We start from the raw sequence: 26,310 nt of genomic DNA, 5'->3' as shown, positions 1-26,310 counted from the left end.
GCGGCGCCTACCCCTCCTCGCGCAGGCGCGGCGGCGTCGCGAGCTCGGGCTTGAAGCCCCGCTTGTCGGCGTAGAACGCACGCACGCGGTCCATGTCGGCGCGCACGTCCTCGGTCGCCGGGAACGTCGGTCCCCAGCCCACGGTGCGGCTCGGCGCGTCGAGGAACGCCAGCGTGACGGGGATGCCGGTCTGGCGCGCGATGCGGTGGAAGCCGGACTTCCAGTACTCGGACCGGCCACGCGTGCCCTCGGCCGCGATGCCGAGCAGGAACGACTCGTCGGTCTCCGCGTCGGCAAGCAGCTCGCGGATCGTGGCGCCCGGGTTGGCCCGGTCGAGCTCGACGGCCCCGGTCGCCCGCAGGAGCGGCCCGAGTGGACCGCGGAACAGCGAGTGCTTGACGAGCAGCCGGATGCGGACCCCCGAGTCCCACGCCAGCAGGAGGGTGAGCACCCAGTCCCAGTTCGAGGTGTGCGGAGCCCCGACGAGGATGCCACGCCGCGGCACCTCGCCCACCGTGCGCCACCGGACCGCCCGCAGCACGAGCCGCGCGACGCGGCGGCGGAACCGCGCGCCGGCGCTCACGCGAGCGTCGCCGCGACGAGGGGGCCCAGCTCGCGCATCGCCTTGCCGCGGTGGGAGATGGCGTCCTTGTCCTCGCGGGACAGCTCGGCCGTGGTGAGGCCGGGGCGGTCGTCGGCGACGAACAGCACGTCGTAGCCGAACCCGCCCGCGCCCCGGACCTCGCGGATCACGCGGCCGGGCATGCGGCCCTCGACCACGACCTCGCCACCGGGGTGGACGAACGCGACCGCGCAGCGGAAGTGGGCCGTACGACGCTCGTCGGGCACGTCGGCCAGCTGCGCGAGCAGCAGCTCGTTGTTGCGGGCGTCGCTCTTCGGCGGACCGGACCAGCGGGCCGAGAGCACGCCCGGCATGCCGTTGAGCGCGTCCACGCAGATCCCGGAGTCGTCGGCGACGCTCGGCAGCCCCGTGGCCGCGAGACCCGCCCGGGCCTTGAGGAGCGCGTTGCCCTCGAAGGTCGGCTCGTCCTCGACCGGCTCGTCGTAGGCCTCCACGTCGTCGAGCCCGAGCACCCGCACCCCGGGCAGGTGCGCGGCGAGGATGCGCTCCATCTCCTCGAGCTTCTTGCGGTTGCGCGACGCCAGGAACACCTCAGCCACGGCCGACCTCCTGCGCGAGCGCCTCCTGCTGCAGGCGGGTCAGGTCGGCGCAGCCGCCGGCGGCCAGGTCGAGCAGCGCGTCCAGCTCGGCCCGGTCGAACGGCACGCCCTCCGCGGTGCCCTGCACCTCGACGAAGCGCCCGTCGCCCGTCATCACGACGTTCATGTCGGTCTCGGCGGCGACGTCCTCGACGTACGGCAGGTCGAGCCGCGGGCGGCCCCCCACGATGCCGACCGAGACGGCGGCCACGGAGCCGGTGAGCGGCTCGCCCTTCAGGGCGCCCGTGGAGCGGAGGTGCGCGATCGCGTCGGCGAGCGCGACGTAGGCGCCCGTGATCGAGGCGGTGCGGGTGCCGCCGTCGGCCTGCAGCACGTCGCAGTCGAGCTGGATCGTGTTCTCGCCGAGCGCCCGGTAGTCCACCACCGAGCGCAGCGAGCGCCCGATGAGGCGGGAGATCTCGTGGGTGCGGCCGCCGATGCGGCCCTTGACCGACTCGCGGTCGCTGCGGGTGTGGGTGGAGCCCGGGAGCATCGCGTACTCCGCCGTGACCCAGCCCAGGCCCGACCCCTTGCGCCAGCGCGGGACGCCCTCGGAGGCCGAGGCGACGCACAGCACCTTCGTGCTGCCGAACTCGACGAGCACCGATCCGGCGGCGTGGTCGAGCCAGCCGCGCGTGATCTTCACGGGGCGCAGCTCGTCGTCGGCGCGACCGTCGGGACGCGGCTCGGCCGGGGGCGTGGCGGGAGTGGCGGTCATGCTCGTGAGGTTAGGCCATCCCGGGCCGGCGTCCGGTCCCGGCGGCCGCGGCCCGGGGAGCAGCCGGCGACCGATACCCTGGCCCCCATGCCCAGCAGCACGTCCGCCTCGTCGCGCCGTGGCCCCGTCGAGCCCGCGCCCTCCCGCGGACAGGTCGTCGCCGCGCTCCTCGGGGCCGGGCTCGTGGCGGTCGTGCTCGCGGCCGACACCGCAGGGGCGCTCGACGACCAGCGCACCGTCGGGGTCGTGGTCGCCATCGCCGGGGCGGCCCTCACCGCGGGCATCACCTACTCCTTCTGGGGCGGTGCGCCGACACGCACCCTCCGGATGCACGCCGCCCTGCTCGCCGCCATGATCGGCGGCTTCACCACCGTCGCCGCGTCGACCGCGGAGGCCGACGGGGTCTACAGCCACGTCGCCCTCGGCACGCTCGGCCTCGCCGGGCTCCTGCTCGCCGTCGTCGGCCTGCTCGCCCAGGCCCGCGCGGCCGGGCTCCCCACCAGCCGCACCAGCACCCCCCGCCCCGGCGGGTCCGCCCGAGGAGGCGACCGATGATCGAGCTGCTCTCACCCCGCCAGATCGACGAGATGCGCCCCGCCGGCGAGTTCGTCGCCAGCGTGCTCACGCGCCTCGTCGAGACCGCCGACGTCGGCATGAACCTCCTCGACCTCGACGCGCTCGCCCACGAGATGATCAAGGAGCGCGGCGCCGAGTCCTGCTACATCGACTACGCCCCGTCGTTCGGCCGCGGTCCCTTCGGCAAGGTGCTCTGCACCTCGGTCAACGACGCGGTGCTCCACGGCCTCCCCCACGACTACACGCTCGCCGACGGCGACCTCGTCAGCTTCGACTTCGCCGTGAGCGTCGACGGCTGGGTCGCCGACTCCGCGGTCAGCGTCGTCGTCGGTACGCCGCGGGAGGAGGACCTCCGCCTCATCCGCACCACGGAGGAGGCCCTGGCCGCGGCCATCGAGGTCGCACGCTCGGGCAACCGCCTCGGCGACATCGGCGAGGCCATCGGCACCATCGCCCGGGCGAACGGCTACAGCGTCAACACCCAGTTCGGCGGTCACGGCGTCGGTCGCACGATGCACGGCGAGCCCCACGTGCCCAACGACGGGCGCGCCGGACGCGGGTTCAAGCTGAAGCCGGGCCTCGTCATCGCCATCGAGCCGTGGCTGCTCGCCACGACCGACGAGATCAAGATGGCCGACGACGGCTGGACGATCCTGTCAGCCGACGGCTCCCGCGGGGCCCACAGCGAGCACACCATCGCCATCACCCACGGCGACCCGATCGTCCTCACCGCCCGCGGCTGAGCGGACCGTCCGCCGGGCACCGACCGGCACCGGCACCCGCTCCCAGGCGGTCCGTGCCGCCCAGGGCCCGAGGTCGCGCGCCCGGCGCCCCATCCACGGCACGGCCTCGGTCACGACCCACCCGAGGTCCTCGCGCCAGGTGACCGCGCGGTCCGCGTCGGGCTCGGCCCGTGGCGGCTCGACGACGATCCCGGCGGCGGTCAGCCCCTCGGCGAAGCACCGCGCCAGCGCCCGGTGACCGCGCTCGGAGGGGTGCATCCGGTCGACGGACCACGAGGCCCGGTCCCGCACCGCCGCGCACGTCGCGAGGTCGACCCGCACCCCGCCGTACGTCGCGTGCACCTCGTCGTACACCCCGTTGACGACCTCGATGCGCCGCTGCATCGGTCGCCGCAGGAACCCCGGCAGCCCCAGGACCGCGCCGTGGTCGTGGAAGCGCGCCGTCATGAGCAGCGCACCCCCCGCGGTGAGCCGGTCGGCGGCATGCAGCAGGTCCGCGCGCAGCTGGGCGGGGCTCCAGGTGGAGCGCATCGTGTCGTTGAGACCGACGACGAGCGACACGAGATCGGGGTGGTGGTCCACCGCGTCGGCCAGCTGGCGCTCGACGACGTCGCGGGCGGTCGCCCCGGAGACGGCGAGGTTGCAGAAGGAGACGTCGTACGACGCGTCCAGCGCCCGCGCGAGGAGCGTGGCCCACCCGCGCCACGTGCCGTCGCGGCCGGTCGCGCCGGCGCCCAGGCCGAGCGGGGTGCCGGGCATCGGGTCCCCGACGCCGACGGTGGTGGAGTCGCCGACGGCGGCGAAGCGGAGGTAGCTGCGTCCGGTCGCAGTGGTCACGGGACGCAGCGTGGCGGCGCAGCGGGAACGCTGCGCCGCCACGGGGGTGACAGGCCGGTCAGGGCTCGGTGAACACTCCCCTCAGATGTCACCGAGCCCCGACCGGGGTCAGGAGGTCGCCGGGGTCACTTCACCTCGGCGCGGAGCATCCGGAGCACGCCCAGCACCAGCGGCAGCCCGAACCACAGGGCGACCGAGGTCGTGAACTCCGGCCACTCGATGGCGCCGAAGCCCAGCTCGCTGTCGGGCTGGCCGAAGTCGGACAGCGGCATGATCGCCATGTTGAAGTCGATCCAGGGCCGGACGTCGTCGAACCACGACATGAGCGACGCCGCCGCGGCGATGATGCCCGGGATGATCGTGTAGAACGCGATGTAGAGCACGATCGCGGCCGGCGTGTTGAGGAGCAGCGTGCCGAACGCGAAGCCGATGAGCAGGCTCATCACCTGCAGCACGGCGAAGCCCAGGAGCATCTCCGGCCGCGGGTCCCAGTTGGTCTCCGCGCCGAGCAGGCCGGACAGTCCCGTCATCACGGCGCCGATGCCGACCGCGACCACCAGGGCGGCCAGACCGACGAGCACGGCGGCCAGTGCCTTGGCCAGCACGACCCGGCCGCGACGCGGCTCGAGCGTGAAGGTGGCCATGTTGGTGCGCTGCGACCACTCGGTCGTGACCGCCATGATGGCCATCACCGGCAGGAGCAGCTGGGTCACGCCGCCGGCGATCGACGTGAAGTCGAAGAGCCCGGCGGTCCCGTCGTTGCGCGCGATGACCACAGCGAGCACCAGCGAGCCGATCGTGATGAGTGCGGCCTGCACGATGAGCAGCCATCGGCCCGACCGGGTGTCGAGGAGCTTCCGCACCTCGACGCCCACGAGGCGCGTCAGCGGGATCGGGGCGGTGCCCGAGATGTCGAAGGTGCCCGTGCCGAGGTGGGGGGCGGGGGCGGTGGCGCTCATGCCGAGGCTCCTTGGTGGTAGGGCGAACCGGGCGGGAAGGCGGCAGCCGCCTCGCGCTGGGTGTCGGCGGTCAGCTGGAGGAAGAGGTCCTCGAGGCCGGACGCGTCGGCGGCCCGCAGCTCGAGGAGCACGGCCTGCGCGGCGAGCGCGAGCTCGCCGATGGCCTGGGGCTCGGCGTCGACGATGAAGCCCTCGCCGGACGGCGTCACCGCGAGGCCCTTGGCCTGGGCGGCGGACGCCAGCGCAGCCGTGTCGACGGCCTTGACGAAGGTGCCGGCCGAGGCGAGCAGCTCCGCCTTCGTGCCGGAGGCGACGATCTTGCCCCGGCCGATGACGAGCATCTCGTCGGCGATCTGCTCGACCTCGTGCAGGAGGTGGCTGGAGAGCAGGACGGCGCCGCCACGCTCGGCGTACCCGCGGAGCAGGCCGCGCATCCACCGGATGCCGGCGGGGTCGAGGCCGTTGGCCGGCTCGTCGAGGATCAGCACCTGGGGATCGCCCATGAGGGCGTGCGCGATGCCGAGGCGCTGCCGCATGCCCAGCGAGTAGTTGCGCACCCGGCGCTTCGCCTCGCTGTCGGTGAGGCTGACCAGCTCGAGCATCTCGTCGACGCGCGACCCGGGCAGGCCCATGGTCTTGGCGGCCAGCGTCAGCACCTCGCGGCCCGTGCGGCCCGCGTGCTGCGCCGAGGCGTCGAGCAGGATGCCGACGTGCCGACCCGGGTTGGGAATGTCCTGGAGGCGGTGACCGCCGACGGTGGCGGTCCCCGAGTCCTGGTGGGTCAGACCGGCGAGGATCCGCATCGTCGTCGTCTTGCCGGCGCCGTTGGGGCCGAGGAAGCCCGTCACCTGGCCGGCCTGCGCCACGAAGCTGACGTCGTCGACGGCGGTGAAGCCGCCGTACCTCTTCGTGAGTCCTTGGACAGTGATCATGCCGTCGATGGTGCCCCGTCGCCGGCCGGTCGCACATCGTCCGGTGGGCCTGATCGGGTACGACGAAAGTAGGTGTCGCCCGCGCCCCCGGTCCGCAGCCACGCGACCCGCGTCGCCCTACGCTGGCCGGGTGACGGACCCCGCCGAGTACCAGCCGCGCGTCAGCACGTGGGGCCGGACGTGGCGCGTGCTGCTGATGCTGCTCATCAGCGGTCTGGTCGTGATCGAGCCGTACTCGCTGCTGGTGCAGCGGGGGCACGCCTGGTGGATCGCCGTCGACGTGCTCCTCGGGCTCGTCGGCTTCGTGGCGGTCCACTTCCGCCGGCAGCGGCCGATGCTCGTCGTCGTGGTGACCATCGCGCTCGCCTGCGTCTCGTCGTTCGCCGCGGGCCCGTCCGTGCTCGCGCTGGTCTCGCTCGCCACCCGCCGCGTCTACTGGGAGATCGCGGTCGCCAGCGTCCTCAGCGTCGTGGGCGCCGAGATCTACTTCCGGGTCGCGCCCTCGACCGGGTCCAGCCCGATGTGGCTCAACTTCACGGCCAACGTCGCGGCGGCGGGCGCGATCGCGGCCTGGGGCATGTACATCGGATCGCGGCGCGAGCTGCTCTGGACCCTGCGTCAGCGGGCCGAGCGCGCGGAGGCCGAGCAGGACCTGCGCCTCGCGAAGGCGCGGGTCGACGAACGCTCCCGGATCGCCCGCGAGATGCACGACGTGCTGGCCCACCGGATCAGCCAGGTGTCGATGCACGCGGGCGCGCTGTCCTACCGCACCGACCTCGACGCCGACGCGCTGCGCGAGGGCATCGCCGAGGTGCAGGTGCGGGCCAACGAGGCGCTCGACGACCTCCGCGGCGTCCTCGGCGTGCTGCGCGACCCCGCGACCGGCGAGGTCACGCACCGGCCGCAGCCGACCTACGAGGACGTCGGCGCGCTCGTGGCGGAGGCGGTCGAGGCCGGGGCGCGGATCGCCTTCGACGACGAGCTGGACGAGGCCCCGCCGACCCCGGTCGGGCGTGCGCTCTACCGCGTCGTGCAGGAGGGCATCACCAACGCCCAGAAGCACGCTCCCGGCGCCCTGCTGTCCATCTGCCTGCGCGGCACGCCCGAGGACGGGGTCGAGGTGCGGCTGCGCAACCCCTACGGCTTCAGCACGCCCGGCGTGCCCGGTGCGGGACTCGGCCTGGTGGGCCTCACCGAGCGCGTCGACCTCGCCGGAGGACACCTCACCCACGGCCGCGACGGGGATGCGTTCGTCGTCCACGCGTGGCTACCGTGGGCCTCGTGACCGCCTCCACAGCCGAGCCCGCCGCGACCCCGATCCGGGTGCTCGTGGTCGACGACGACCCCCTGGTGCGCTCCGCGCTCGGGCTCATGCTGGGCGGCCAGCCCGACCTCGAGGTCGTCGGCGAGGCGCGCGACGGTCGCGAGGGCACGACCCTCGCCGCCTCCCTGCGGCCCCACGTCGTGCTCATGGACATCCGCATGCCCGTCATGGACGGCCTCGAGGCGACGGCGGCGCTCCACGCCCGGCCGCAGCCGCCCCGGGTCATCGTGCTGACGACCTTCGACGCGGACGACTACGTCGTCGGCGCGCTCGCCGCGGGCGCCGACGGCTTCCTGCTCAAGGACACCCCGCCGCCCGAGATCGTCGCCGCCATCCGGAAGGTGGCCGACGGCGAGCCGATGCTCTCCCCCTCCGTCACGCAGACGCTCATCCGACAGGTCCGCCAGGGCAGCGACCCCCGCACCGCCGAGGCCGAGGTCAAGCTCGCGACCCTGACGGAGCGCGAGCGCGAGGTGGCCGTGGCCGTCGGCCGCGGGCTGTCGAACGCCGACATCGCGGCCGAGCTCTACCTGTCCGTGCCGACGGTCAAGGCCCACGTCTCGCGGCTCTTCGACAAGCTCGGCGCCACCAACCGCGTGCAGATCGCCATCTGCGTGCACGACGCCGGGCTGGTCTGAGGTCGAGCACCTCGACGTCCCGGCCGCATCGTGCCGGATTGACGAAATGTGACGTCGGGGAGGAGCCCACCGCCTCCGGCACGCCCCAGCTGCACAGTTCCGGGCCGGCTCGACGGGCTCGGAGCCCCGCCCGGGAGCCGCGTCCGCGTTTTCTCCCTCAGACCTCGAACACCGCGCCGGTGGTGGCGAGCCAGGTGGGGCCGTCGTACTTCTCGACCGCCTCGCCGTGGGCGTCGAGCGGGTCGAACCAGGCGGGCACGTGGGTCAGCACCAACTGGCCCACGTCGGCCCGGGTCGCGAGCTCGCCGGCGTCCGCACCCGTGAGGTGGACGCCGGGCGGGTTGTCGTCCTGGCTCCGGAACGCGGCCTCGGCCAGCAGCAGGTCGGCGCCCGCCGCGGCCTCGTCGAGGCCCGTGCACGGCGCGGTGTCACCGGAGTAGGTCAACGTGCGGCCGGCGGCGGTCACCCGCAGCGCGTAGGCCGTCACCGGGTGGTAGACCTCGAACGGCTGCACCGTGAAGGGCCCGACCTGCACGGGGGCGCGGTCCGCGGCGTACTCCGTGAAGTCGAACTCCTCGGTCATCCCCGGGTCGAGCGGCAGGTCGTAGGCGCGGGCCAGCCGCTCCGCCGCGCCGGCCGGCGCCCAGACGGGGATGCGGGGCTGGGCGCCGGAGGGGTGGTACTTGCGCAGCACGTAGTAGCCGCACAGGTCGAGGCAGTGGTCGGCGTGGAGGTGGCTGACGAAGACCGCGTCGATGGCGAGGGGGTCCGCGTGGTTGTGGAGCGCGCCGAGCGCACCGTTGCCGAGGTCGAGCAGGATCCGCCAGCGGCGGGTGCCGCCCGCGCCGTCGTCGCCGTCGGCCTCGAGGAGGTAGCAGCTGGCGGGCGACGTGGGACCGGGGTACGACCCGGCGCAGCCCACGACGGTGAGGCGGAGCCCCGTCGGCTCGTCGGCGGTCATGCGAGCCCTCCCGCGAACTGGCTCGCGATCGCGAGCTCGGGGCCGAGGAAGCGGCGGCCGATCCGCTCGAACTCGCCGGGCTCGCCCGTCGTCACGAACTCGTACGACGCGTCGCCGCCCGCGCGCATCAGTCCGGTGGTCGCCAGCATCCGGTACACCGCCTTCGCGCTCTCCTCCGCACTGCTCACCAGCGTGACACCGTCCCCCATGATCGACGAGATCACACCGGTCAGCAGCGGGTAGTGGGTGCAGCCCAGCACGAGGGTGTCGACGTCGGCCGCGATCAGCGGGGCGAGGTAGGAGTGCGCCGCCTCGAGGAGCTCCGGACCGGAGGTCACCCCGTTCTCGACGAACTCGACGAACCGCGGGCACGCCTGCGTGACGAGCTCGACGTGCGGGGCGGCGGCGAACGCGTCGTCGTACGCCATGGAGGCGGCCGTCGCGCGCGTGCAGATCACGCCGATGCGCCCCGAGCGGGTGGCGGCGACCGCACGGCGGGTCGCCGGGTAGATGACCTCGACGACGGGCACGTCGTAGCGCTCGCGCGCGTCGCGCAGCATGGCCGCGCTCGCGGAGTTGCAGGCGATGACGAGGGCCTTGACGCCCCGCGCGACGAGGTGGTCGAGGCACTCCAGCGCGTACTCCCGCACCTCGCCGATCGGCTTCGGGCCGTAGGGCTGGCGGGCCGTGTCGCCCAGGTAGAGCACCGATTCGTGGGGCAGCTGGTCGATCACCGACCGGGCCACCGTCAGGCCGCCGAACCCCGAGTCGAAGATGCCGACCGGTGCGTCAGCCACGTCGTCCACCACGACGGGCCAATCTACGGGGTAACACGCACGCAACGCGACGACGCGTCACGGACGTCACGCAGGTGTCGGCACGGCGTCGGGCCTCAGCGCTCGCTCGGCAGCGGCCACGGGTTGAACCGGCACCCACCGAGACCCTTGGACTGCTGCATCATGACCGGCGCGAGCGCGCCCTGCCGCGAGCACCCGGCGTGGCCGCGGCCGAGCCAGTGGCCCGTCTCGTGGTTGACGACCATGTGGCGGTAGTCGCGCAGCGAGCCCCCGGCCGCGTTCCACGCCGGCGAGGCGGTCTTCCACCGGGTCCAGTTGATGATGACGTTGCGCCCCACGCGACAGCTCCACTGCGCGCTGCAGACGCTCGAGTAGGACGTCATCCGGTCGGACGTCGCCAGCACGAGGGTGAACTGCGACTGGGACCGGGAGGTGCGCGTGAACGCGGTGCCGCCGGCCCGCCACCCGCGGGCGTCGTCGTAGGTCTGCTGCGCCTGGGCGACGAAGGTCTCGACCTCGGCGGCGGGGATCGTGCCGGTGGCGTCCACCCGCACGTCGTAGCGCACCGTGCGCTTGAGCGGGCTCGCGTGCGCGATCGGCGGCGTCGGCTGCGACACCGCGCGCTGGGTCTCGAAGCCGCTGCGGGTCAGCATCGCGACGAAGCGGATCTTCTGCCCGACGTCGGCCGGCGTCGGCTTGTAGGTGCGCCCGGTCGCGCCGGGGATCGCGGTGCCACCGCGGTACCACTGCAACGTGCCGCCCGTGAACTGCGGCTGGCGCGCGGCCACCATCGCGGTGAGCGTGCCGCCGTAGCTGGCCGAGCCCTTCATGTAGTCGGGACCCGTGGCCACCATCTGGGGCAGGGCCGCGGACGCCGCGGACGCCGTGGGCGCCCCGGGAGCCGCGGCCCCCGAGGGAGCCGGTGACGCGAGCGCGAGGCCCGCGGCCAGCGCGACGAGGACCGCCGCGACCCTCGACCGACCGCCCGCTCGCCCTATGCCCACAGTTGGCCCTCCAAGCGCTCCTCGGCCTCGTCGACCGTGCCCTCGTAGGCGCCGGTCGACAGGTACTTCCATCCACCGTCGCACACGACGAACGCGATGTCAGCCCTCTCACCGGCCTTGACCGCCTTCGCCGCCTGGCCCAGCGCGGCGTGGAGGATCGCACCCGTCGAGATGCCCGCGAAGATGCCCTCGAGCTCGAGAAGCTCCCGCACGCGGCGTACGGCGTCGCGCGGGCCCACCGAGAACCGGGCGTCGATGAGGTCCGCGTCGTACAGCTCCGGGACGAAGCCCTCGTCGAGGTTGCGGAGCCCGTAGACCAGCTCGCCGTAGCGCGGCTCCGCGGCGACGATGCGCACGTCGGGCTTGGCGCTCCGGAAGAAGCGCGAGACGCCCATGAGGGTGCCGGTCGTGCCGAGACCGGCGACGAAGTGGGTGATCTCGGGGAGGTCGGCCAGGATCTCCGGGCCGGTGCCCTCCTCGTGGGCGAGGGCGTTGGCGGCGTTGCCGTACTGGTAGAGCATCACCCAGTCGGGGTGCTCCTCCGCCATGCCCTTGGCGACGCGGACCGCCTCGTTGGAGCCGCCCGCGGCGGGGCTCGAGTAGATCTCCGCGCCCCACATGCGGAGCAGCTGGCGACGCTCCTCCGAGGTGTTCTCCGGCATGACGAACACGGCGCGGTAGCCCTTGAGCTTCGCCGCCATCGCGAGCGAGATGCCGGTGTTGCCCGACGTGGGCTCGAGGATCGTGCAGCCCGGCCGGAGCAGGCCCTCCTTCTCGGCCTGCTCGATCATCTTCATCGCCGGGCGGTCCTTGATGGAGCCCGTCGGGTTGCGGTCCTCGAGCTTCGCCCAGAGGCGGACGTCAGGGCTCGGCGAGAGCCGGGGCAGCCCCACGAGGGGGGTGTTGCCGACGGAGGCGACCAGGTCGTCGAAGCGCATGGCCGCCATCCTCCCACCGTCGTGGGTGGCGCCCCGACCGTGCCCACGGGCACGGTCGGAGCGAGCCGCGCCGACGGATCAGCGCAGGAAGACCTCGGGGTCGAAGTCGTCGAGGGAGATGATGCGCACGCGCGGCAGCGGCACGTTGAACGCCCGCACGTCCTCCTCGAGGTCGTGGATCGGCACGCCGAGGGCGGTGAAGCCCGAGCTGGCGTACTCCCGCAGCGCCAGCAGCGCCACCCGCCGCCCGTCGTCGGAGACGAGGGGCCGCAGGTCCTCGACGAAGTCACCGTCGTGGCTGACGAGCAGGACGTCGGCGTCGTGGCCGACGAGTGCCTGGAGGGTGCGCTGGATACCGAGGTCGACGACCTTCTGGTCGCTGCGACCGGACAGGGGGACAGGCCGGTAGCCGAGCGCGAGGAGCGCCTGCACGAACGCGCTCGGGAGCGTGCCGTGGCTGGCGTTGAGGAAGAACAGCCCGGTGACGGGCTGGTCCCAGAGCTTCTCGGCGTACGCCGTGACGCGCTCCCATCGCGGCCGCTCCTCCGGCGTGGGCCGTCGGTTGAGCAGCGAGTTGCCCAGCGTCGCGTCGATGTTCTCGCCGTCGACGAGGATGATCGTGCGCCGCGGCGCGGGCGCCGCCACGGGCTCGGTGGGCGCGGTGGCCTCGATGACCTGCGGGGTGCCCTGCTCCGTCATGACCGGCACCCTACCGATCCGTGGCGGGTCACGGACGGCTCAGCAGCCGCCGGCGACGGCCGGCAGCACGACGACCTGGTCGCCGTCGGAGAGCTCGGCCTCGAGGCCGCCGATGAAGCGGACGTCCTCGTCGTTGATGTAGACGTTGACGAAGCGGCGCAGGTCGACGTCGTCGCCCTCGCCGCTCTCGACGAGGCGGTCCCGGATGCCCGGGTGGTTCGCCTCGAGGTCGTCGATGAGGCTCGCCAGCGTGGCGCCCTCGGCGGAGACCGCCTTCTCGCCGCCCGTGTACGTGCGCAGGATCGTCGGGATCCGGACCTCGATGGCCATCAGGACTCACTCTCCACTGTGTTCGTCGGCAACTGCTCGACGACCTCGACCGGTTCCTCGGTGACGACGCCGTCGACGATTCGATAGGACCTGAACTCCACGGGACCCTCGTTATTCCCGTGCTCGCGCGTGCTGATGAGCACGTAGTGCGCGTTCGGCTCGCTGGCGAGACCGATGTCGGTGCGGCTGGGGTAGGCCTCCGTCGCCGTGTGCGAGTGGTAGACGACCACGGGCTCCTCGTCGCGGTCGTCCATCTCGCGGTACAGCGCCAGCAGGTCCAACGAGTCGAACTCGTAGAACGTCGGGCTGCCCGCGGCGTTCACCATCTCCACCAGGCGCTCGGCGCGGTCGCTGCCCGCGGGGCCGGCGACGATGCCGCACGCCTCGTCGGGGTGGTCCCGCTTGGCGTGGGCGACGATGGCGTCGCGCGTGGCGCGCTCGATCCTCAGCACCCGGCCAGGGTACGGCGCGCCCGACCGCACCCCGGACCCGGTCGCAACCTGTGAGATTCGTGTGAGGATGCGTCCTCCCCTGGCGTGCGCCGCGCCGATCGTGTTGCATCGGAATGGTTGCACCATCAACCATCGCTTGCACGCCGCAAGCAAACGCCATCTCGGACCAGGAGCCCCGCATGTCCTCGCACTCCCCCGCCCGCCGCTGGCTCGTCACCGCCGCCGCCGTCGCCACCCTCTCCTTCACCGCCGCCTGCGGTGTCGGACAGAGCGACGACTCCTCCGACGGTTCCTCCTCCGACGCGGGCTCGAGCTCGCAGGAGCAGACCTCCGAGGGCTCGTCGGACGGGTCCGGCACCGAGGCCACCTCCTTCACCGCCGGCACCTACGACGCGGAGGGCGGTTACACCAGCCCCGGCGGCCAGCAGTCGGTGGGCGTCGAGGTGACCCTGGACGCCGACGGCACCATCACCGACGTCGAGGTCACCCCCGAGGCCTCCGACAGCACCTCGGAGCGCTACCAGTCGCAGTTCGCCGGCGGCATCGCCGACGAGGTCGTCGGCAAGAAGATCACCGACCTCGACGTGTCCACCGTCGCCGGGTCGTCGCTGACCAGCGGCGGGTTCAACGACGCGATCGACGACATCATCGGCCAGGCCCAGGCCTGATCCGGGCCATGGGCGGCGACTGGGTCTTCGAGGCGATCGGCACCCGCTGGCGCCTCACGACCGACGCGCCGCTCAGCGATCCCGTGCGACGCGCCGTCGCGCTCCGCATCGACGCCTTCGACCGCGACTGGTCGCGCTTCCGCCCCGGGTCGGTCGTCGACGCGGTGCGCGCCAGCGCGGGGCGGCACCGCATGCCCGACGACGCCGGCCCGCTCCTCGCGCTCTACGACCGGCTGCACGCCGCGACCGCCGGGGCGATGTCCCCGGCGGTCGGCGACGGCCTCGAGCACCTGGGGTACGACGCGGGCTACACCCTTGCCGCCCGTCCCGGCCACCGCCCGGCGGTGGACTGGGGCGCGGTGGGGTGGGACGCGCCGTACCTGGTGACGGCGGAGCCGTTCGTGCTCGACGTCGGGGCGGCCGGCAAGGGCTATCTCGTCGACCTCGTCACGGGCGTCGTCCGGGGCTTCGACGAGCACCGCGCCGGCGGGGTCACGGTCGACGCCAGCGGCGACCTCGTCCACGTGCCGGGGCCCGGTGCCGCGCCGTACCGGGTCGCCCTCGAGCACCCGGAGCGGCCCGGCTTCGCCGTCGGGATCGCCGCCCTCGACGGCTCGCCGCAGCGTCGGGCGCTCTGCGCCTCGGCGACCAACCGGCGCGCCTGGGGCGACGGCCTGCACCACGTGCTCGACGCGCGCACCGGCCGGCCCGTCGCCGACGTGCTCGCCACCTGGGTCGTCGCCGGGTCCGCGCTCGTCGCCGACGGTCTCGCGACCGCCCTGTTCCTGCTCGACCCCGCCGCGGCGGCGGAGCTCGCCGCCGCGGAGGACGCGTCGTACGTCCGTCTCGACCGCGGTCCCGGTGGCAGCGGCCACCGCCTCCACGTCTCCCCCGACTTCCCCGGAGAGGTCTTCGCATGAGCACCCTGACCACCGCCCCCAGTGCCGTGACCGGACGGGTCGACGCCGCGCTGGGCCGCCTGCCCATGTATCGCGTGGTGACACTCCTGCTGGCGCTGCTCGCGGCGTACGCGCTCCTGCTCATCGGCACCGACCGGCTGCTCGTCGGCTTCACGACGGTGGGCGACGCGGCGCTGACCCTGGTCGTCGCGGTCGCCGCGGCCGTGCTGTCGAACGCGGCCATCGCGTGGCCGCTCGGCGTGCGGCCCCACACGGAGTCGTCGGTCATCACCGGCCTGCTGCTCTTCTTCTTGCTGCTGCCCGCGGCCGACGTCGAGGGGCTGGTGTGGGTGGCGGCGACGGCGGTGGCGGCGAGCGCGTCGAAGTACGTCATCGCCGTGCGCGGCCGCCACGTCGTCAACCCGGCGGCCGCCGGCGTCGTCATCGTCTTCACCCTGCACCACTTCTGGGGACAGGGCGCGGGCATCGCCAACGGCTGGTGGATCGCCAACGAGGCCATGGTCGTGCCGGTCGCCGTCGCGGCGCTCGTGGTGCTCTGGCGCACCCGCAAGGTCGCGCTCGGCCTCGTCTTCGCGCTGCTCGGCTCCGGCCTGGTGGTGCTGGGGCAGGTCAACCTGGGCAGCACCGTCTCCGACGCGCTGACCTTCGCGTTCGTCTCCTCGCCGGCGATCTTCCTCGCGGGCTTCATGCTGAGCGAGCCGCTCACGCTCCCGCCGCGGCGGGGGCAGCAGCTCGGCGTGGCCGTGCTCGCGGCCGTCGTCTACGCGTGGCCGAGCTTCCAGTCGATCTTCGTCCTCGACCCGCCGACCTACTGGTTCTACACGCTGAAGTCCGAGCTGGCGCTCGTGCTCTCCGGCGCGGTGGCCTTCTGGCTCGGGCAGCGCGGCGGCGTGCGGCTCCACCTCACCGGCCGCCGGCGCGTGGCCGGCGACGTGTGGGAGCTGTCGTTCGCCCCGCGGCGCCCGGTGCGGTTCGCGCCGGGCCAGTACCTCGAGCTCGCCGCCCCGCACCGCGGCGCGGACCGTCGGGGCGTACGGCGCGCCTTCAGCATCGTCAGCCCCGCCGGCGCCGACGAGGTCGCCGTGGCGCTCCGCGTGCCCGAGCCGTGCTCGTCCTACAAGTCGGCGCTGCTGGCCACCGAGGTCGGCTCCCGCCTCACCGCCACCGCGGTCGGCGGGGACTTCGTGCTCCCCCGCGGCGACCGGCCGCTCGTGCTCGTCGCCGGCGGCATCGGCGTGACCCCGTTCCTCTCGCAGCTGCGCTCCCCCGGCGCGACCGACCGCGACGTGGTGCTCGTGTACGGCGTGCCCGACGCCGACGACGTCGCCTACCGCGACGAGCTCGTCGCCACGGGTGTGCCCGTCGTCCTCGTCGCGCCCGGCGCACCGCGCGACCTGCCCGCCGGCTGGCGGCACATCGACGCGCCGTACGTCAGCGCCGACCTCGTCGCGGGCGCCGTGCCCGACCTGGGCGAGCGCGCGGCGTACGTCTCCGGGCCGCCGGCCATGGTCGCCGCGCTCCGCGGCGGCCTCCGCGGCCGCGCGGCGAAGGTGCGGACCGACGCGTTCGCCGGCTACTGAGGGGGCCGGCACTTTCCCCGGTCAGCCGGGGAACATGTCACTTAGACCATCAAATTTGATGGTCTAAGTGGTCGGTTCCCCGGTCAGCCGGGGAACCGACCGCCCCCCTCAGCGCACGAACCGGGCGGCCTGCTCGTCGCTGACCCCGGCGGCGATGCGCTCGCGCATCTCGTCGGTCATCGGCGGCAGCGCGTCGAGCGCGAACCAGCCGACCTCCGAGGACTCGTCGTCCGCGACGTACGCCTCCCCGGCCACCCACCGGCACGCGAAGGTGTGGTCGAGGTAGCGGTTGCGGTCGCCGTTGGGATAGACCACGAGGCCGGTCGTGCGCACGAGCGCGAGCCGGTCGACGACGATCTCGACGCCGGTCTCCTCGAGCGCCTCGCGGCGCGCCGTGACGGCGGGCTCCTCGCCGGGGTCGCAGATGCCGGTGACCGGGGTCCAGGCGCCGTTGTCGGAGCGACGCACGAGCAGCACCTCGCGCTCACCAGCACCCGAGCCGGGGCGCACCACCACCGCGGTCACGCCGGGGAGCCACAGCTCGGCCGTGCCGATGCGGGCACGGAGCGCCGCGATGAAGTCGGGGACCGGCATCAGCAGGTGAAGGTCGCGACGAGGCGCACCGGGTCGCCCTCCAGCTCGGGGGCCACGAGCTCGACGTCCACCTGGGCGCCCCCGCCCGCGGGATCGATCTCGACACCGCCGGCGCCGGGCACCGAGCCGAAGAACGCGTCGCCCGACGTCAGGTACGCCGCCGCGTCGAACCCCTCGCCGGCCGCGACCAGCGTGACGCCGTGGTCCTCGTGGGTCGACTGGTAGGTCACCGTCGGGCCGTAGGCGCCGTCCTCGGCGACGACGCCGGCACCCTCCCAGGTCGACTCCACGGCACCGCTCAGGGTCACGTCGGCGGTGCACGGCTCGCCGTCCACGGGCGGCAGCGCCTCGCCCGTCGAGGCGGTGTCGGGCGGCGCGGACTCCGGGCTCCCGGTGGGGTCCGTCGTCGCGGAGCCGGACGGCTCGGCGGGCGCGGAGGTGGCGGGGTCGGTCGAGCTCGTCGAGGAGGACGGGGTCTCCTCGGCCTCGTCGCCGGGGTCGGAGCCGCTGCACGCGGCGGTCGACGCGAGCACGAGCCCGGCCCCGAGGGCCAAGGCGGCACGAGCGGATCGCTTCAGGGGCATGGCCCCCATCGAAGCATCCTCGGCCTGACGGGTCGAGGAGCCCTCAGCGCGTCAACGCGCCGACGAGCGTCTCCTGCAGGTAGCCGACCCACTCGTAGATGTCGTGCGCCTGGGCCCGCGGGTCGTCGTCGGGCAGGGCCATCCAGCGGGCCTCGTCGCCGTCCTCCACGCCGAGGCGCGTGGCGAGGGCGAGCCGGATGTCGGTGAACGAGCGCATCCAGGTCACGGCGACGTCCTCGGTGAGCTCGACGTCGATCATCAGCCCGTCCTCACTGAGCTCGTCGGGCAGGCCCGCCTCCCCGAGGTCCTCGATGATGCGGCAGGCCGCCGCCGACTTGCCGTCGCGGAGGTGGCCCTCGGTGAAGCGCCGGAACTCGGCCGCCGCCTCCTCGTCGTCCTGGTACGCCGTGGGGAACAGCCGCGCGAGCACGGGGTCCTCCGGCGCGGTGGTCGGCCCGTCGAAGTCGAGCATCGCCTCCAACGGGTCGACCGGGTCGCGGGGCGCGGCGGCCTCGTTGCGCAGCAGCTCGATCAGCTGCCCGGCCAGTGAGCGCAGCAGGTCGGCCTCGAAGCCGGTGAAGGCGGCGATGATCCGCCCACTGCGACGGTGCCGGGTGAACCCGCTCACTCGGCGCGCTCCATCGTGGCCCACAGGCCGTACTCGTGCATCGCCTGCACGTCCCGCTCCATCGCCTCGCGGCTCCCGGTGGAGACGACCGACTTGCCGTCGTTGTGCACCTGGAGCATCAGCTCCTCGGCGTGCTCGGTCGTGTAGCCGAAGTAGGTGCGGAACACGTAGGTCACGTAGCTCATGAGGTTGACCGGGTCGTCCCAGACGATCGTGACCCACGGGCTCGCGACGGTCGGCGAGTCGTCCGGGGTGAGCGTCGGCTCGACCTCGACGGGGCTGGCAGCAGACACGCGCCCATCGTGACACAGCGGCGGGGACACCCTTGCGGGGCGACACCCCACCCCTTATATTGTCATCATGACTATTACTGAGGCGCCGGCCACCGCCCTGCTGACCGACCACTACGAGCTCACCATGCTCCAGGCCGCGCTCGCCTCCGGCACGGCGCAGCGCCGCTCGGTCTTCGAGCTGTTCGGGCGCAAGCTCCCCGAGGGACGCCGCTACGGCGTCGTCGCCGGTGTCGGCCGGGCGCTCGAGGCCATCGAGGCGTTCCGGTTCGACACCCCGACGCTCGACTTCCTCGCCGCGGAGGGCGTCGTCGACGACACGACGCTCGCGTGGCTGACCGACTACCGCTTCTCCGGCGACGTCCGCGGGTACGGCGAGGGTGAGGTCTACTTCCCCGGCTCGCCCCTCCTCGTGGTCGAGTCGACCTTCGCCGAGGCCGTCCTCCTCGAGACCGTGCTGCTCTCGATCTACAACCACGACTCCGCCATCGCCAGCGCGGCGTCGCGCATGATCGCCGTGGCCGGCGGGCGCCCGTGCATCGACATGGGCTCGCGCCGCACCCACGAGGAGGCCGCGGTGGCGGCCGCGCGCGCGGCGTACGTCGCCGGGTTCGGCGCCACGAGCAACCTGGCCGCCCGGCAGCGCTACGGCGTGCCGAGCACCGGCACCTCCGCGCACGCCTTCACCCTGCTGCACGACACGGAGGCCGACGCGTTCCGCGCGCAGGTCTCGAGCCTCGGCGCCGGCACGTCGCTGCTGGTCGACACCTACGACGTGAAGGAGGCCGTGCGTCTCGCCGTCGAGGTGGCCGGTCCGGAGCTGGGCGCCGTGCGCCTCGACTCGGGCGACCTCGGCGCGCTGGCCGTCGAGGTGCGCGAGCAGCTCGACTCCCTCGGCGCACGGGACACCCGCATCATCGTCACGAGCGACCTCGACGAGTTCGCCATCGCGTCGCTGGCCTCCGCGCCGGTGGACGGGTACGGCGTCGGCACCCGCCTCGTCACCGGTTCCGGGCACCCGACGAGCGCGTTCGTCTACAAGCTGGTCGCCCGCGAGGACGACGAGGGCCGCATGGTGCCGGTCGCCAAGAAGAGCACCAACAAGCTCTCCGTCGGCGGCAGCAAGCGCGCCGCGCGTCGGCTCGACGACGGCGTCGCCGTCGCCGAGGTGATCGCGGTCGACGGCGACCCCGAGCCCGGCGACGGCACGACGGACCGCCCGCTGCACCGCGACCTCGTCGTCGGCGGCGAGATCGCGGGTCGCGAGACGCTGGAGGCCGCGCGCGAGCGCCACGCCGCCGCGTTCGCCGAGCTCCCGATGGCGGCCCGCTCGATGACCCGCGGCGAGCCGCTGCTCCCGACCGTCTACCAGTCCTGAGCACTCCTGAGCACCCCACCCCACCGTCTGGAAGGCTGGACCCCATGACCCGAGCACTGATCGTCGTCGACGTGCAGAACGACTTCTGCGAGGGCGGCTCGCTGGCCGTCGCCGGCGGCGCGGCCGTCGCCGCCGGCGTCTCCGCGCTGCTCGCCGGAGACCACGGCTACGCCGCCGTCGTCGCCACCAAGGACCACCACATCGACCCGGGCGCCCACTGGTCGGACAACCCCGACTTCGCCGACACCTGGCCCGTGCACTGCGAGGTCGGCACCCGCGGCGAGGAGTTCCACCCCGAGCTCGACACCTCGGCGGTGGAGGCGGTGTTCCTCAAGGGCCAGTACGACGCGGCGTACTCCGGCTTCGAGGGCGCGGCCGAGGACGGCACGACCCTCGTGGACTGGCTGCGGGCCCGCGGCATCGACGAGGTCGACGTCTGCGGGATCGCGACCGACCACTGCGTGCGGGCGACCGTGCTCGACGCGGTGCGCGAGCACTTCACGGTGCGCGTGCTGACCGGGCTCACGGCCGGCGTGGCGCCGGAGAGCACCGACGCCGCGCTCGCCGCGATGCAGGACGCCGGGGTGTCCCTTGTCCGCTGAGTGGATCACCCGCGCCCCGGGCGTCGAGATCGACCTCGACGCCCGGGGCGTCCTCACGGTCACCTTCGACCGGCCGGAGTCCTACAACGCGCTCGACGCCGCCATGGTCGAGTCGACCGCCGCGACGTTGGAGCGCGCCGTGGGCCGCGACGACGTGCGCGTGGTGGTCGTCACCGGCCGCGGGAAGGCGTTCAGCTCGGGCGCCGCCCTGGCCGGCGACTCGCCCCTCGACGCCTTCGACGACGACGCCGTGCACCGGGCCAACCGGCTCGTCCGTGCCGTCGTCCGCCTCGACAAGCCGGTGGTCGCCGCGGTCAACGGCGTCGCCGCGGGCGTCGGCGCGTCCCTCGCCCTGGCCTGCGACCTGCAGGTGACCTCGAGCGACGCCTCGTTCGCGTTCACCTTCGCCCGGATCGGCCTCATGCCCGACGGCGGCTCCACCGCGACCATCGCGGCCGCCGTCGGCCGAGCCCGGGCGATGCGGATGGTGCTCCTCGGCGAACGGCTCCCGGCCGCCGACGCCCACGCCGCGGGGCTCGTCAGCCACCTCGTGCCCGCGGAGGCGTTCCCGGAGGCCGTCGCCGCCCTCGCCTCGACGCTCGCCGCGGGAGCGCCGCTGGCGTACGCCGCGACCAAGAAGGCCGTCAACGCCGCCGCGCTCGACCAGCTCGAGCCGGCGCTCGAACGGGAGAACCTCGGCCAGCTCACCCTGTTCCGCACCGCCGACACCGCCGAGGGCATGACGGCCTTCGTGGAGAAGCGCGCGCCGAGGTTCGAGGGGCGCTGAGCGCTCGAGCCGGTCCGCTGGCCGGCTCAGTCGCGCCCGCCGCTCCCGCCGCCGCGAGAAAGGTGCGGACGGGGCAGGTCGTAGCGAGCCCGGGACGCACCAACGTCCCAGTTCCACGCCTCGCCAGGCCAGCCCGCCCGACCTCAGGCCACGTCGGCCCCGCCGCTCGGCGTCGTCGCCACCAGCCCGCGCACGACGCGCATGCCGACGGAGAGCCGGGCCAGGTCGGGCTCCTCGGCGCACACCTCCTCGAGCGTGCTCGCCGCGCGCGCCACGACGTGCGGCTGCGTCTCCTCCCAGGTCGCCACCCGCACCGGTGCCGGGTCGTCGTCGGACGACGCGGCGAGCGCCTGGGCGGTGAGCAGCGCGTGCACGGCGTGCAGGTCGTCGCGCAGCGCCGCCCGCGCGGTCGTCTCCCACCGGTCGGAGCGCGGGAGGGCCAGGATGCGGGTCAGCAGGCTCGACAGCCCGAGCCGCTCGCCGAGCGCGAAGTGCACCCGGGCCACCGTCTCCGCCGGCAGGTCCTCGGAGGCGGCGGTCTCCACGACCGACAGGAGCGCGTAGGACGGCGGGAGGGCCGCGATCCGCTCGGCCAGGTCGCGCGGCACCTCGCCCTCGAGGAGGGCGTCGCGGCGCTGCTCGTACGCCGCGAGGTCGCGCCCGCTGAGCAGCCCGGCCAGCCCGGGGTCGCCCGTGAGCACCTGCTGGATGCGCTCGCCGAAGAAGTCGACGACGCCCTCCGCCCCACGGTCGGAGCGGCGCAGCACGAGCCAGCGGGACGCCCGCTCGACCAGGGTGCGCAGCTCGATGCGCATGCGGGTCTGCACGGCGGCGTCCAGCTGGTTGTCGAGCGCCTCGATCTCGCGGCGGAGCGCGACGGCCCCGAAGATCTCCTCCGCGACGAAGTGGGCCCGCGCGAGCTCCGCCGGGGCGGCGCCCGTCTCGTCGGCCAGCCGGGGCCAGTAGGTCATGCCCGCCGTGTTGACGAGGTGGTTGACCACGGCCGTCACGACGATCTCGCGCCGCAGCGGGTGGGCGTCCATCTGGGCACGGAACCGGTGCCGCATCGGGGTCGGGAAGTAGCTGTAGAGCAGCCCCCGCAGGTAGGGGTCGTCGGGCAGGTCGGACTCCAGCAGCTCGTCGGCCAGCACGATCTTGGTCCAGCTCATCAGCACCGCCAGCTCCGGCTGGCTCAGCCCCTCGCCCGCCTCGAGCCGGCGCCGCACCTCGGCCCGGTCCGGCAGGCCCTCCAGCGCCCGGTCGAACACGCCGTCGCCCTCGAGCCGCCGCATCCACCGCTCGTGCACGTGGAGGAGGGCCGGCGCGTTGGCGTCCGCGTTGGCGAGCGCCCGGTTCTGCTGGTCGTTGTCGCGGAGCACGAGCGCGGCGACCTCGTCGGTCATCGACGCCAGGAGCTCGTCGCGCTGCTTGGCCGTGAGGTCGCCCGCGGCCACGACCCGGTCGAGCAGGATCTTGATGTTGACCTCGCGGTCGGACGTGTCGACGCCCGCCGAGTTGTCGATGAAGTCGGTGTTGAGCCGACCGCCGTTGCGCGCGAACTCGATGCGGCCGCCCTGGGTCAGGCCCAGGTTGCCGCCCTCCCCGACGACCCGCACCCGCAGGTCGCCGCCGTTCACGCGGATGCCGTCGTTGGCCTTGTCGCCCGCGTCCGCGTGGGACTCGTGGGCGGCCTTCACGTAGGTGCCGATGCCGCCGTTCCACAGCAGGTCGGCCGGCGCCCTGAGGATGGCGCGGAGCAGGTCGTTGGGCGGCAGGGAGGTGACGTCGTCGGCGAGGCCGAGCACGCGGCGTACCTGCTCGGTCACCGGGATCGACTTCGCCGTGCGGGGGTGCACGCCGCCGCCCGCGGAGATCGTCGCGCGGTCGTAGTCGCGCCACGACGAGCGCGGCAGGCGGAAGAGTCGCTCCCGCTCCTCGTACGACGCGGCCGGGTCGGGGTCCGGGTCGAGGAAGATGTCACGGTGGTCGAAGGCGGCCACCAGGCGGATGTGGGGCGAGCACAGCATCCCGTTGCCGAACACGTCGCCCGACATGTCGCCGATGCCGACGACGGTGAAGTCCTCGCGCTGCGTGTCGAGGCCGAGCTCGCGGAAGTGGCGCTGGACCGAGACCCACGCCCCGCGGGCGGTGATGCCCATGGCCTTGTGGTCGTAGCCCACCGATCCGCCCGAGGCGAACGCGTCGCCGAGCCAGAACCCGTAGTCGGCCGACAGCCCGTTCGCGATGTCGGAGAACGTGGCCGTGCCCTTGTCGGCCGCGACGACGAGGTAGGTGTCGTCGCCGTCGTGGCGCACGACCCGCTGCGGCGGCACCACCGTGCGCCCCTCGGCCGACTCCACGAGGTTGTCGGTGACGTCGAGCAGGCCGGAGATGAAGGTGCGGTACGCCGCGACCCCCTCCGCCATCCACGCCTCGCGGTCGCTCGGGTCGGGCAGGCGCTTGGCGTAGAAACCGCCCTTGGCGCCGACCGGCACGATCACCGTGTTCTTCACCATCTGGGCCTTCACCAGGCCCAGCACCTCGGTGCGGAAGTCGTCGCGCCGGTCCGACCACCGCAGGCCGCCGCGCGCCACCGAGCCGAAGCGCAGGTGCACGCCCTCGACCCGCGGCGAGTACACGAAGATCTCGAAGGCGGGCCGCGGCGCGGGCAGGTCGGGGATCGCCGAGGGCCGCAGCTTGAGCGCGAGGTGGGAGCGCACCCCGCCCGCGTCGGGCTCCTGGAAGAAGTTGGTGCGGAGCGTGGCGCGCACGTGCGTCAGGTAGGCCCGCAGGATGCGGTCGTGGTCGAGGGAGACGACCTCCTCGAGGGCCGAGGTGATCTCCCCGACCAGGCGCCCCTCGGTCTCCTCGCGGGTCGCGTCCCCCGCGTCGGGCTCCACGTCCGGGTCGAAGCGGGCGGCGAACAGCGCGACGAGCAGGCGTGTGATGTCGAGGTTGGCCGCCAGGGCGTCGGCCATCGAGCCCGTGGAGAACGGCGAGGCGCCCTGCCGCATGTAGCGGCCGTAGGCCCGCAGCACGCTCACCTGCCGCCAGGTCAGGCCGCCGCCCAGCACGAGGGCGTTGAAGCGGTCCACCTCGGCGTGGCCGTCCCACACGGCGCGCAGCGCGCTGCCGAAGAGCTCCACCGCCTCCGACGGCACGGGACCGTCGTGGCGGAGCGCGAACTCGTAGACCCACGACGGCTCGTCGAGGCCCTCCAGCTCGTAGGGCCGCTCGTCGAGCACCTCGACGCCCATCGAGGAGATCATCGGCAGCACCGTGGACAGCGAGATGGGCGGCCCGACCCGGAAGATCTTCAGCAGGGCCTCCCCCGGCGGGGCGTCCACCGGCTGGTGCAGCGCCACGTCGACACCCCCGTGCGTGGCTCCCTCGCGGCGTACCTGCTCGAGGCGACCGATGTCGGAGGCGGCCGTGCGGGCGTCGAAGTCCTCCTTGTAGGCCTCCGGGAACGCGTTGCCGTAGCGACGGGCCAGCCGCGCCCCGTCCACCTCGCCGTGGCTCGCGATGAGCGCGGCGCGCAGGTCGTCGCGCCACGAGCGGGCGGCCTCGTCGAAGCGGTGCTCGAGGTCGGCCACCAGGGCGGCGTCGCTGGGCGCCACGGCGATGCCCTCCCGCGGTCGCACGACGAAGTGGACCCGCACCATGGCGGCGTCGGAGAGCCGCACCGCGTACTCGATGCCTCCCGCGTCGAGCCGCTGCCGCAGCACGGCCGTGAAGCGCTCCCGGACCGTCGTGGAGTACCGGTCGTGGGGCAGGTAGACGAGCACGGACAGGTAGCGCCCGTAGGTGTCGCGGCGCACGAAGAGGCGCAGCGCCCGACGCCGCTCCCGGGCGTACATCACCGCCTGGGCGATGGGCGTCAGCTCCGCGACCGGCGTCTGGAAGAGCTCGTCGCGCGGGAAGTTCTCGAGGGTGTCGAGCAGTGCCTTGCCCGCGTGGCTCGACGGCGCGAACCCGAGGCCGTCGAGCACCGCCTGCGCCTTGTCCCGCAACAGCGGGATGCGGGTCAGGGACTCCGTGTACGCCGCGGAGGAGAACAACCCGAGGATCCGGCGCTCGCCGGTCACGGTGCCGTCGGGGGCGAACGTCTTCACGCCGACGTAGTCGAGGTAGGCCGGGCGGTGCACGGTGGCCCGCGAGTTCGCCTTGGCCAGCACCAGCAGGTTGGGCTCGCGCAGGCGCGCCCGCACCTCCTCGGTGAGCCGTCCCGAGCCGCCCGCGACCCGCTGCGTGGGCGGCTCGCCCGGCGCCGGCTCGCGGAGGATGCCGAGCCCGGTGCCCGGCACCACCTCGAGGGTGTCGGCGTCGAGCACGTACTCCCGGTAGCCGAGCAGCGTGAAGTGGTCGTCGGCGAGCCAGGCGAGCAGGTCGGCACCGCGGCGCACCTCGGCGGCGTCGACGCCGGGCGCCGTCTCGTCGGGACGCTCCCGCAGGTCGGCGACCACCCGCTCCACCGCGTCGCGCATCGCGGGCCAGTCCGCGACCGCGGCGCGCACGTCGGCGAGCACGGCGAGCACGGCGGCGCGGATGTCCTCGGGGTCGTCGGCGCCGTCGTCCGTCGCGAGGCGGCCGATCTCGACGTGGATCCAGGACTCGCGCAGGGCCTCGGCGTCCGTCGCCACCTCGTCCTGCCCCGGTGCCGGCGCGGTGCCCTCCTCGACGGCCCGCACGTCGAGGAGCTCGCCGGCGGCGTCCCGCTGCACGAGCAGCTGGGGGTGGAGGACGACGTGGACGTCGCGCCCCTGGCGGTCGAGCTCCATCGTCACGCTGTCGACGAGGAACGGCATGTCGTCGGTGACGACCTCGACCACCGTGTGACCTCCCGCCGTCCAGCCGTTCTCGGCCGCCCCGGGGGTGCTGATCCGCACGACCGCCTCGCCGGCCGCACGGGTCTGCGCCAGGCGGCGGTGGGAGGCGAACGCCCCGTAGAGGTCCGACGGGGAGCGGTCGAGGATGTCCTCGGGGGCCACGTGGCGGAAGTACGCCGTCATCAGGCCGTCCACGTCCCCCGGGTCCACGCCGAGCGCGGCGCACCGCGACCGGGCGTGGTCGGCGGCCTCCGCCACCAGGTCGGTCTTGCTCCGGTCGAGGTTCCTGCCGTCCAGGGTCGTCGCCACCCTGCGACCCTA

28 protein-coding genes are annotated in these 26,310 nt (G+C 73.8%); 10 read left to right on the top strand and 18 right to left on the bottom strand.

Going from position 1 to position 26,310, the window contains the following annotated elements; all coding sequences use genetic code 11:
* Nucleotides 1–7: 7 nt before the first annotated feature.
* Genes PIR53_01070 through rph form a run of 3 tightly spaced genes read right to left on the bottom strand, consistent with a single transcriptional unit; the run spans nt 8 to nt 1,939 of the window.
* Entirely contained in the window at nt 8–583 is a 576-nt protein-coding gene (locus tag PIR53_01070) for a 1-acyl-sn-glycerol-3-phosphate acyltransferase (protein ID WZH52608.1), read from the bottom strand.
* Complete coding sequence (gene rdgB / locus PIR53_01065) at nt 580–1,182, bottom strand: RdgB/HAM1 family non-canonical purine NTP pyrophosphatase (GenBank protein WZH52607.1); 603 nt, start codon at nt 1,180–1,182, stop codon at nt 580–582. The genes PIR53_01070 and rdgB overlap by 4 nt, the downstream gene beginning before the upstream one ends.
* Complete coding sequence (gene rph / locus PIR53_01060) at nt 1,175–1,939, bottom strand: ribonuclease PH (GenBank protein WZH52606.1); 765 nt, start codon at nt 1,937–1,939, stop codon at nt 1,175–1,177. The genes rdgB and rph overlap by 8 nt, the downstream gene beginning before the upstream one ends.
* Nucleotides 1,940–2,026: 87 nt before the next feature.
* Between rph and PIR53_01055 the strand changes: the two genes are divergently transcribed.
* Complete coding sequence (locus PIR53_01055; protein WZH52605.1) at nt 2,027–2,494, top strand: hypothetical protein; 468 nt, start codon at nt 2,027–2,029, stop codon at nt 2,492–2,494.
* On the top strand, nt 2,491–3,258 hold the full coding sequence (map, locus tag PIR53_01050; GenBank protein ID WZH52604.1) for a type I methionyl aminopeptidase: 768 nt from the start codon (nt 2,491–2,493) through the stop codon (nt 3,256–3,258). The genes PIR53_01055 and map overlap by 4 nt, the downstream gene beginning before the upstream one ends.
* On the opposite strand, the gene PIR53_01045 is transcribed toward map, so the two are convergent.
* The 3 genes from PIR53_01045 to PIR53_01035 all read right to left on the bottom strand — a co-directional run bounded on the left by PIR53_01045 (nt 3,172) and on the right by PIR53_01035 (nt 5,986).
* Nucleotides 3,172–4,095, bottom strand: a complete 924-nt coding sequence (locus PIR53_01045; GenBank protein WZH52603.1) for an SGNH/GDSL hydrolase family protein — start codon at nt 4,093–4,095, stop codon at nt 3,172–3,174. The genes map and PIR53_01045 overlap by 87 nt on opposite strands.
* Before the next feature lie 125 nt (nt 4,096–4,220).
* Nucleotides 4,221–5,054, bottom strand: a complete 834-nt coding sequence (locus PIR53_01040) for an ABC transporter permease (protein ID WZH52602.1) — start codon at nt 5,052–5,054, stop codon at nt 4,221–4,223.
* On the bottom strand, nt 5,051–5,986 hold the full coding sequence (locus PIR53_01035) for an ATP-binding cassette domain-containing protein (GenBank protein WZH52601.1): 936 nt from the start codon (nt 5,984–5,986) through the stop codon (nt 5,051–5,053). The genes PIR53_01040 and PIR53_01035 overlap by 4 nt, the downstream gene beginning before the upstream one ends.
* 130 nt (nt 5,987–6,116) lie before the next feature.
* Here PIR53_01035 and PIR53_01030 point away from each other — a divergent pair, with 130 nt between their 5' ends.
* Nucleotides 6,117–7,271, top strand: a complete 1,155-nt coding sequence (locus PIR53_01030) for a histidine kinase (GenBank protein ID WZH52600.1) — start codon at nt 6,117–6,119, stop codon at nt 7,269–7,271.
* On the top strand, nt 7,268–7,948 hold the full coding sequence (locus PIR53_01025) for a response regulator transcription factor (GenBank protein ID WZH52599.1): 681 nt from the start codon (nt 7,268–7,270) through the stop codon (nt 7,946–7,948). Before PIR53_01030 ends, PIR53_01025 begins: the two co-directional genes overlap by 4 nt.
* A gap of 157 nt (nt 7,949–8,105) precedes the next feature.
* On the opposite strand, the gene PIR53_01020 is transcribed toward PIR53_01025, so the two are convergent.
* The 7 genes from PIR53_01020 to PIR53_00990 form a co-directional block, all read right to left on the bottom strand.
* On the bottom strand, nt 8,106–8,909 hold the full coding sequence (locus tag PIR53_01020; GenBank protein WZH52598.1) for an MBL fold metallo-hydrolase: 804 nt from the start codon (nt 8,907–8,909) through the stop codon (nt 8,106–8,108).
* A complete protein-coding gene (gene murI / locus PIR53_01015; GenBank protein WZH52597.1) occupies nt 8,906–9,706 on the bottom strand; it encodes a glutamate racemase in 801 nt (266 codons plus the stop codon). The genes PIR53_01020 and murI overlap by 4 nt, the downstream gene beginning before the upstream one ends.
* Nucleotides 9,707–9,801: 95 nt before the next feature.
* A complete protein-coding gene (locus PIR53_01010; protein WZH52596.1) occupies nt 9,802–10,710 on the bottom strand; it encodes a DUF3152 domain-containing protein in 909 nt (302 codons plus the stop codon).
* Nucleotides 10,701–11,648 (bottom strand): cysteine synthase, encoded by a 948-nt coding sequence (locus PIR53_01005; GenBank protein WZH52595.1) that lies wholly within the window; start codon nt 11,646–11,648, stop codon nt 10,701–10,703. Before PIR53_01005 ends, PIR53_01010 begins: the two co-directional genes overlap by 10 nt.
* 78 nt (nt 11,649–11,726) lie before the next feature.
* Nucleotides 11,727–12,347 (bottom strand): NYN domain-containing protein, encoded by a 621-nt coding sequence (locus PIR53_01000; protein WZH52594.1) that lies wholly within the window; start codon nt 12,345–12,347, stop codon nt 11,727–11,729.
* A gap of 39 nt (nt 12,348–12,386) precedes the next feature.
* Nucleotides 12,387–12,677 (bottom strand): MoaD/ThiS family protein, encoded by a 291-nt coding sequence (locus PIR53_00995; protein ID WZH52593.1) that lies wholly within the window; start codon nt 12,675–12,677, stop codon nt 12,387–12,389.
* A complete protein-coding gene (locus tag PIR53_00990; GenBank protein ID WZH52592.1) occupies nt 12,677–13,129 on the bottom strand; it encodes a M67 family metallopeptidase in 453 nt (150 codons plus the stop codon). Before PIR53_00990 ends, PIR53_00995 begins: the two co-directional genes overlap by 1 nt.
* Nucleotides 13,130–13,308: 179 nt before the next feature.
* On the opposite strand from PIR53_00990, the gene PIR53_00985 reads away from it, so the two are divergent.
* The 3 genes from PIR53_00985 to PIR53_00975 are packed head-to-tail and all read left to right on the top strand — an operon-like array spanning nt 13,309 to nt 16,297.
* Nucleotides 13,309–13,797, top strand: coding sequence for an FMN-binding protein (locus PIR53_00985; GenBank protein ID WZH52591.1), 489 nt, complete (start codon nt 13,309–13,311; stop codon nt 13,795–13,797).
* 8 nt (nt 13,798–13,805) lie between these two features.
* Nucleotides 13,806–14,717 (top strand): FAD:protein FMN transferase, encoded by a 912-nt coding sequence (locus PIR53_00980; protein ID WZH52590.1) that lies wholly within the window; start codon nt 13,806–13,808, stop codon nt 14,715–14,717.
* The gene (locus PIR53_00975; protein WZH52589.1) at nt 14,714–16,297 is read left to right on the top strand and encodes an FAD-dependent oxidoreductase; all 1,584 of its coding nucleotides are present in this window, start codon (nt 14,714–14,716) and stop codon (nt 16,295–16,297) included. The genes PIR53_00980 and PIR53_00975 overlap by 4 nt, the downstream gene beginning before the upstream one ends.
* Before the next feature lie 108 nt (nt 16,298–16,405).
* Here PIR53_00975 and PIR53_00970 read toward each other — a convergent pair whose 3' ends face one another.
* The 4 genes from PIR53_00970 to clpS are packed head-to-tail and all read right to left on the bottom strand — an operon-like array spanning nt 16,406 to nt 18,396.
* The gene (locus PIR53_00970) at nt 16,406–16,891 is read right to left on the bottom strand and encodes an NUDIX domain-containing protein (GenBank protein ID WZH52588.1); all 486 of its coding nucleotides are present in this window, start codon (nt 16,889–16,891) and stop codon (nt 16,406–16,408) included.
* On the bottom strand, nt 16,891–17,475 hold the full coding sequence (locus PIR53_00965) for a hypothetical protein (protein ID WZH52587.1): 585 nt from the start codon (nt 17,473–17,475) through the stop codon (nt 16,891–16,893). The genes PIR53_00970 and PIR53_00965 overlap by 1 nt, the downstream gene beginning before the upstream one ends.
* Before the next feature lie 43 nt (nt 17,476–17,518).
* Nucleotides 17,519–18,103: a DUF2017 domain-containing protein gene (locus tag PIR53_00960; protein WZH52586.1), complete on the bottom strand. Its 585-nt coding sequence runs from the start codon at nt 18,101–18,103 to the stop codon at nt 17,519–17,521.
* Nucleotides 18,100–18,396: an ATP-dependent Clp protease adapter ClpS gene (gene clpS / locus PIR53_00955; GenBank protein WZH52585.1), complete on the bottom strand. Its 297-nt coding sequence runs from the start codon at nt 18,394–18,396 to the stop codon at nt 18,100–18,102. Before clpS ends, PIR53_00960 begins: the two co-directional genes overlap by 4 nt.
* Nucleotides 18,397–18,463: 67 nt before the next feature.
* Between clpS and PIR53_00950 the strand changes: the two genes are divergently transcribed.
* Genes PIR53_00950 through PIR53_00940 form a run of 3 tightly spaced genes read left to right on the top strand, consistent with a single transcriptional unit; the run spans nt 18,464 to nt 21,160 of the window.
* Entirely contained in the window at nt 18,464–19,771 is a 1,308-nt protein-coding gene (locus PIR53_00950; protein ID WZH52584.1) for a nicotinate phosphoribosyltransferase, read from the top strand.
* A 44-nt stretch (nt 19,772–19,815) separates the two neighbouring features.
* Nucleotides 19,816–20,373, top strand: coding sequence for an isochorismatase family protein (locus tag PIR53_00945; protein WZH52583.1), 558 nt, complete (start codon nt 19,816–19,818; stop codon nt 20,371–20,373).
* Complete coding sequence (locus PIR53_00940; protein ID WZH52582.1) at nt 20,363–21,160, top strand: enoyl-CoA hydratase-related protein; 798 nt, start codon at nt 20,363–20,365, stop codon at nt 21,158–21,160. The genes PIR53_00945 and PIR53_00940 overlap by 11 nt, the downstream gene beginning before the upstream one ends.
* Nucleotides 21,161–21,303: 143 nt before the next feature.
* Here PIR53_00940 and PIR53_00935 read toward each other — a convergent pair whose 3' ends face one another.
* Nucleotides 21,304–26,298, bottom strand: a complete 4,995-nt coding sequence (locus PIR53_00935) for an NAD-glutamate dehydrogenase (GenBank protein ID WZH52581.1) — start codon at nt 26,296–26,298, stop codon at nt 21,304–21,306.
* Between the last annotated feature and the right edge of the window lie 12 nt (nt 26,299–26,310).

The sequence above is a fragment of the Nocardioides alkalitolerans genome (assembly GCA_038184435.1).
GTDB classification, from domain to species: Bacteria; Actinomycetota; Actinomycetes; order Propionibacteriales; family Nocardioidaceae; genus Nocardioides; species Nocardioides alkalitolerans_A.
The sequence above is the reverse complement of the archived record's forward strand: the minus strand, read 5'-3'. Positions and strand labels throughout refer to the sequence as shown.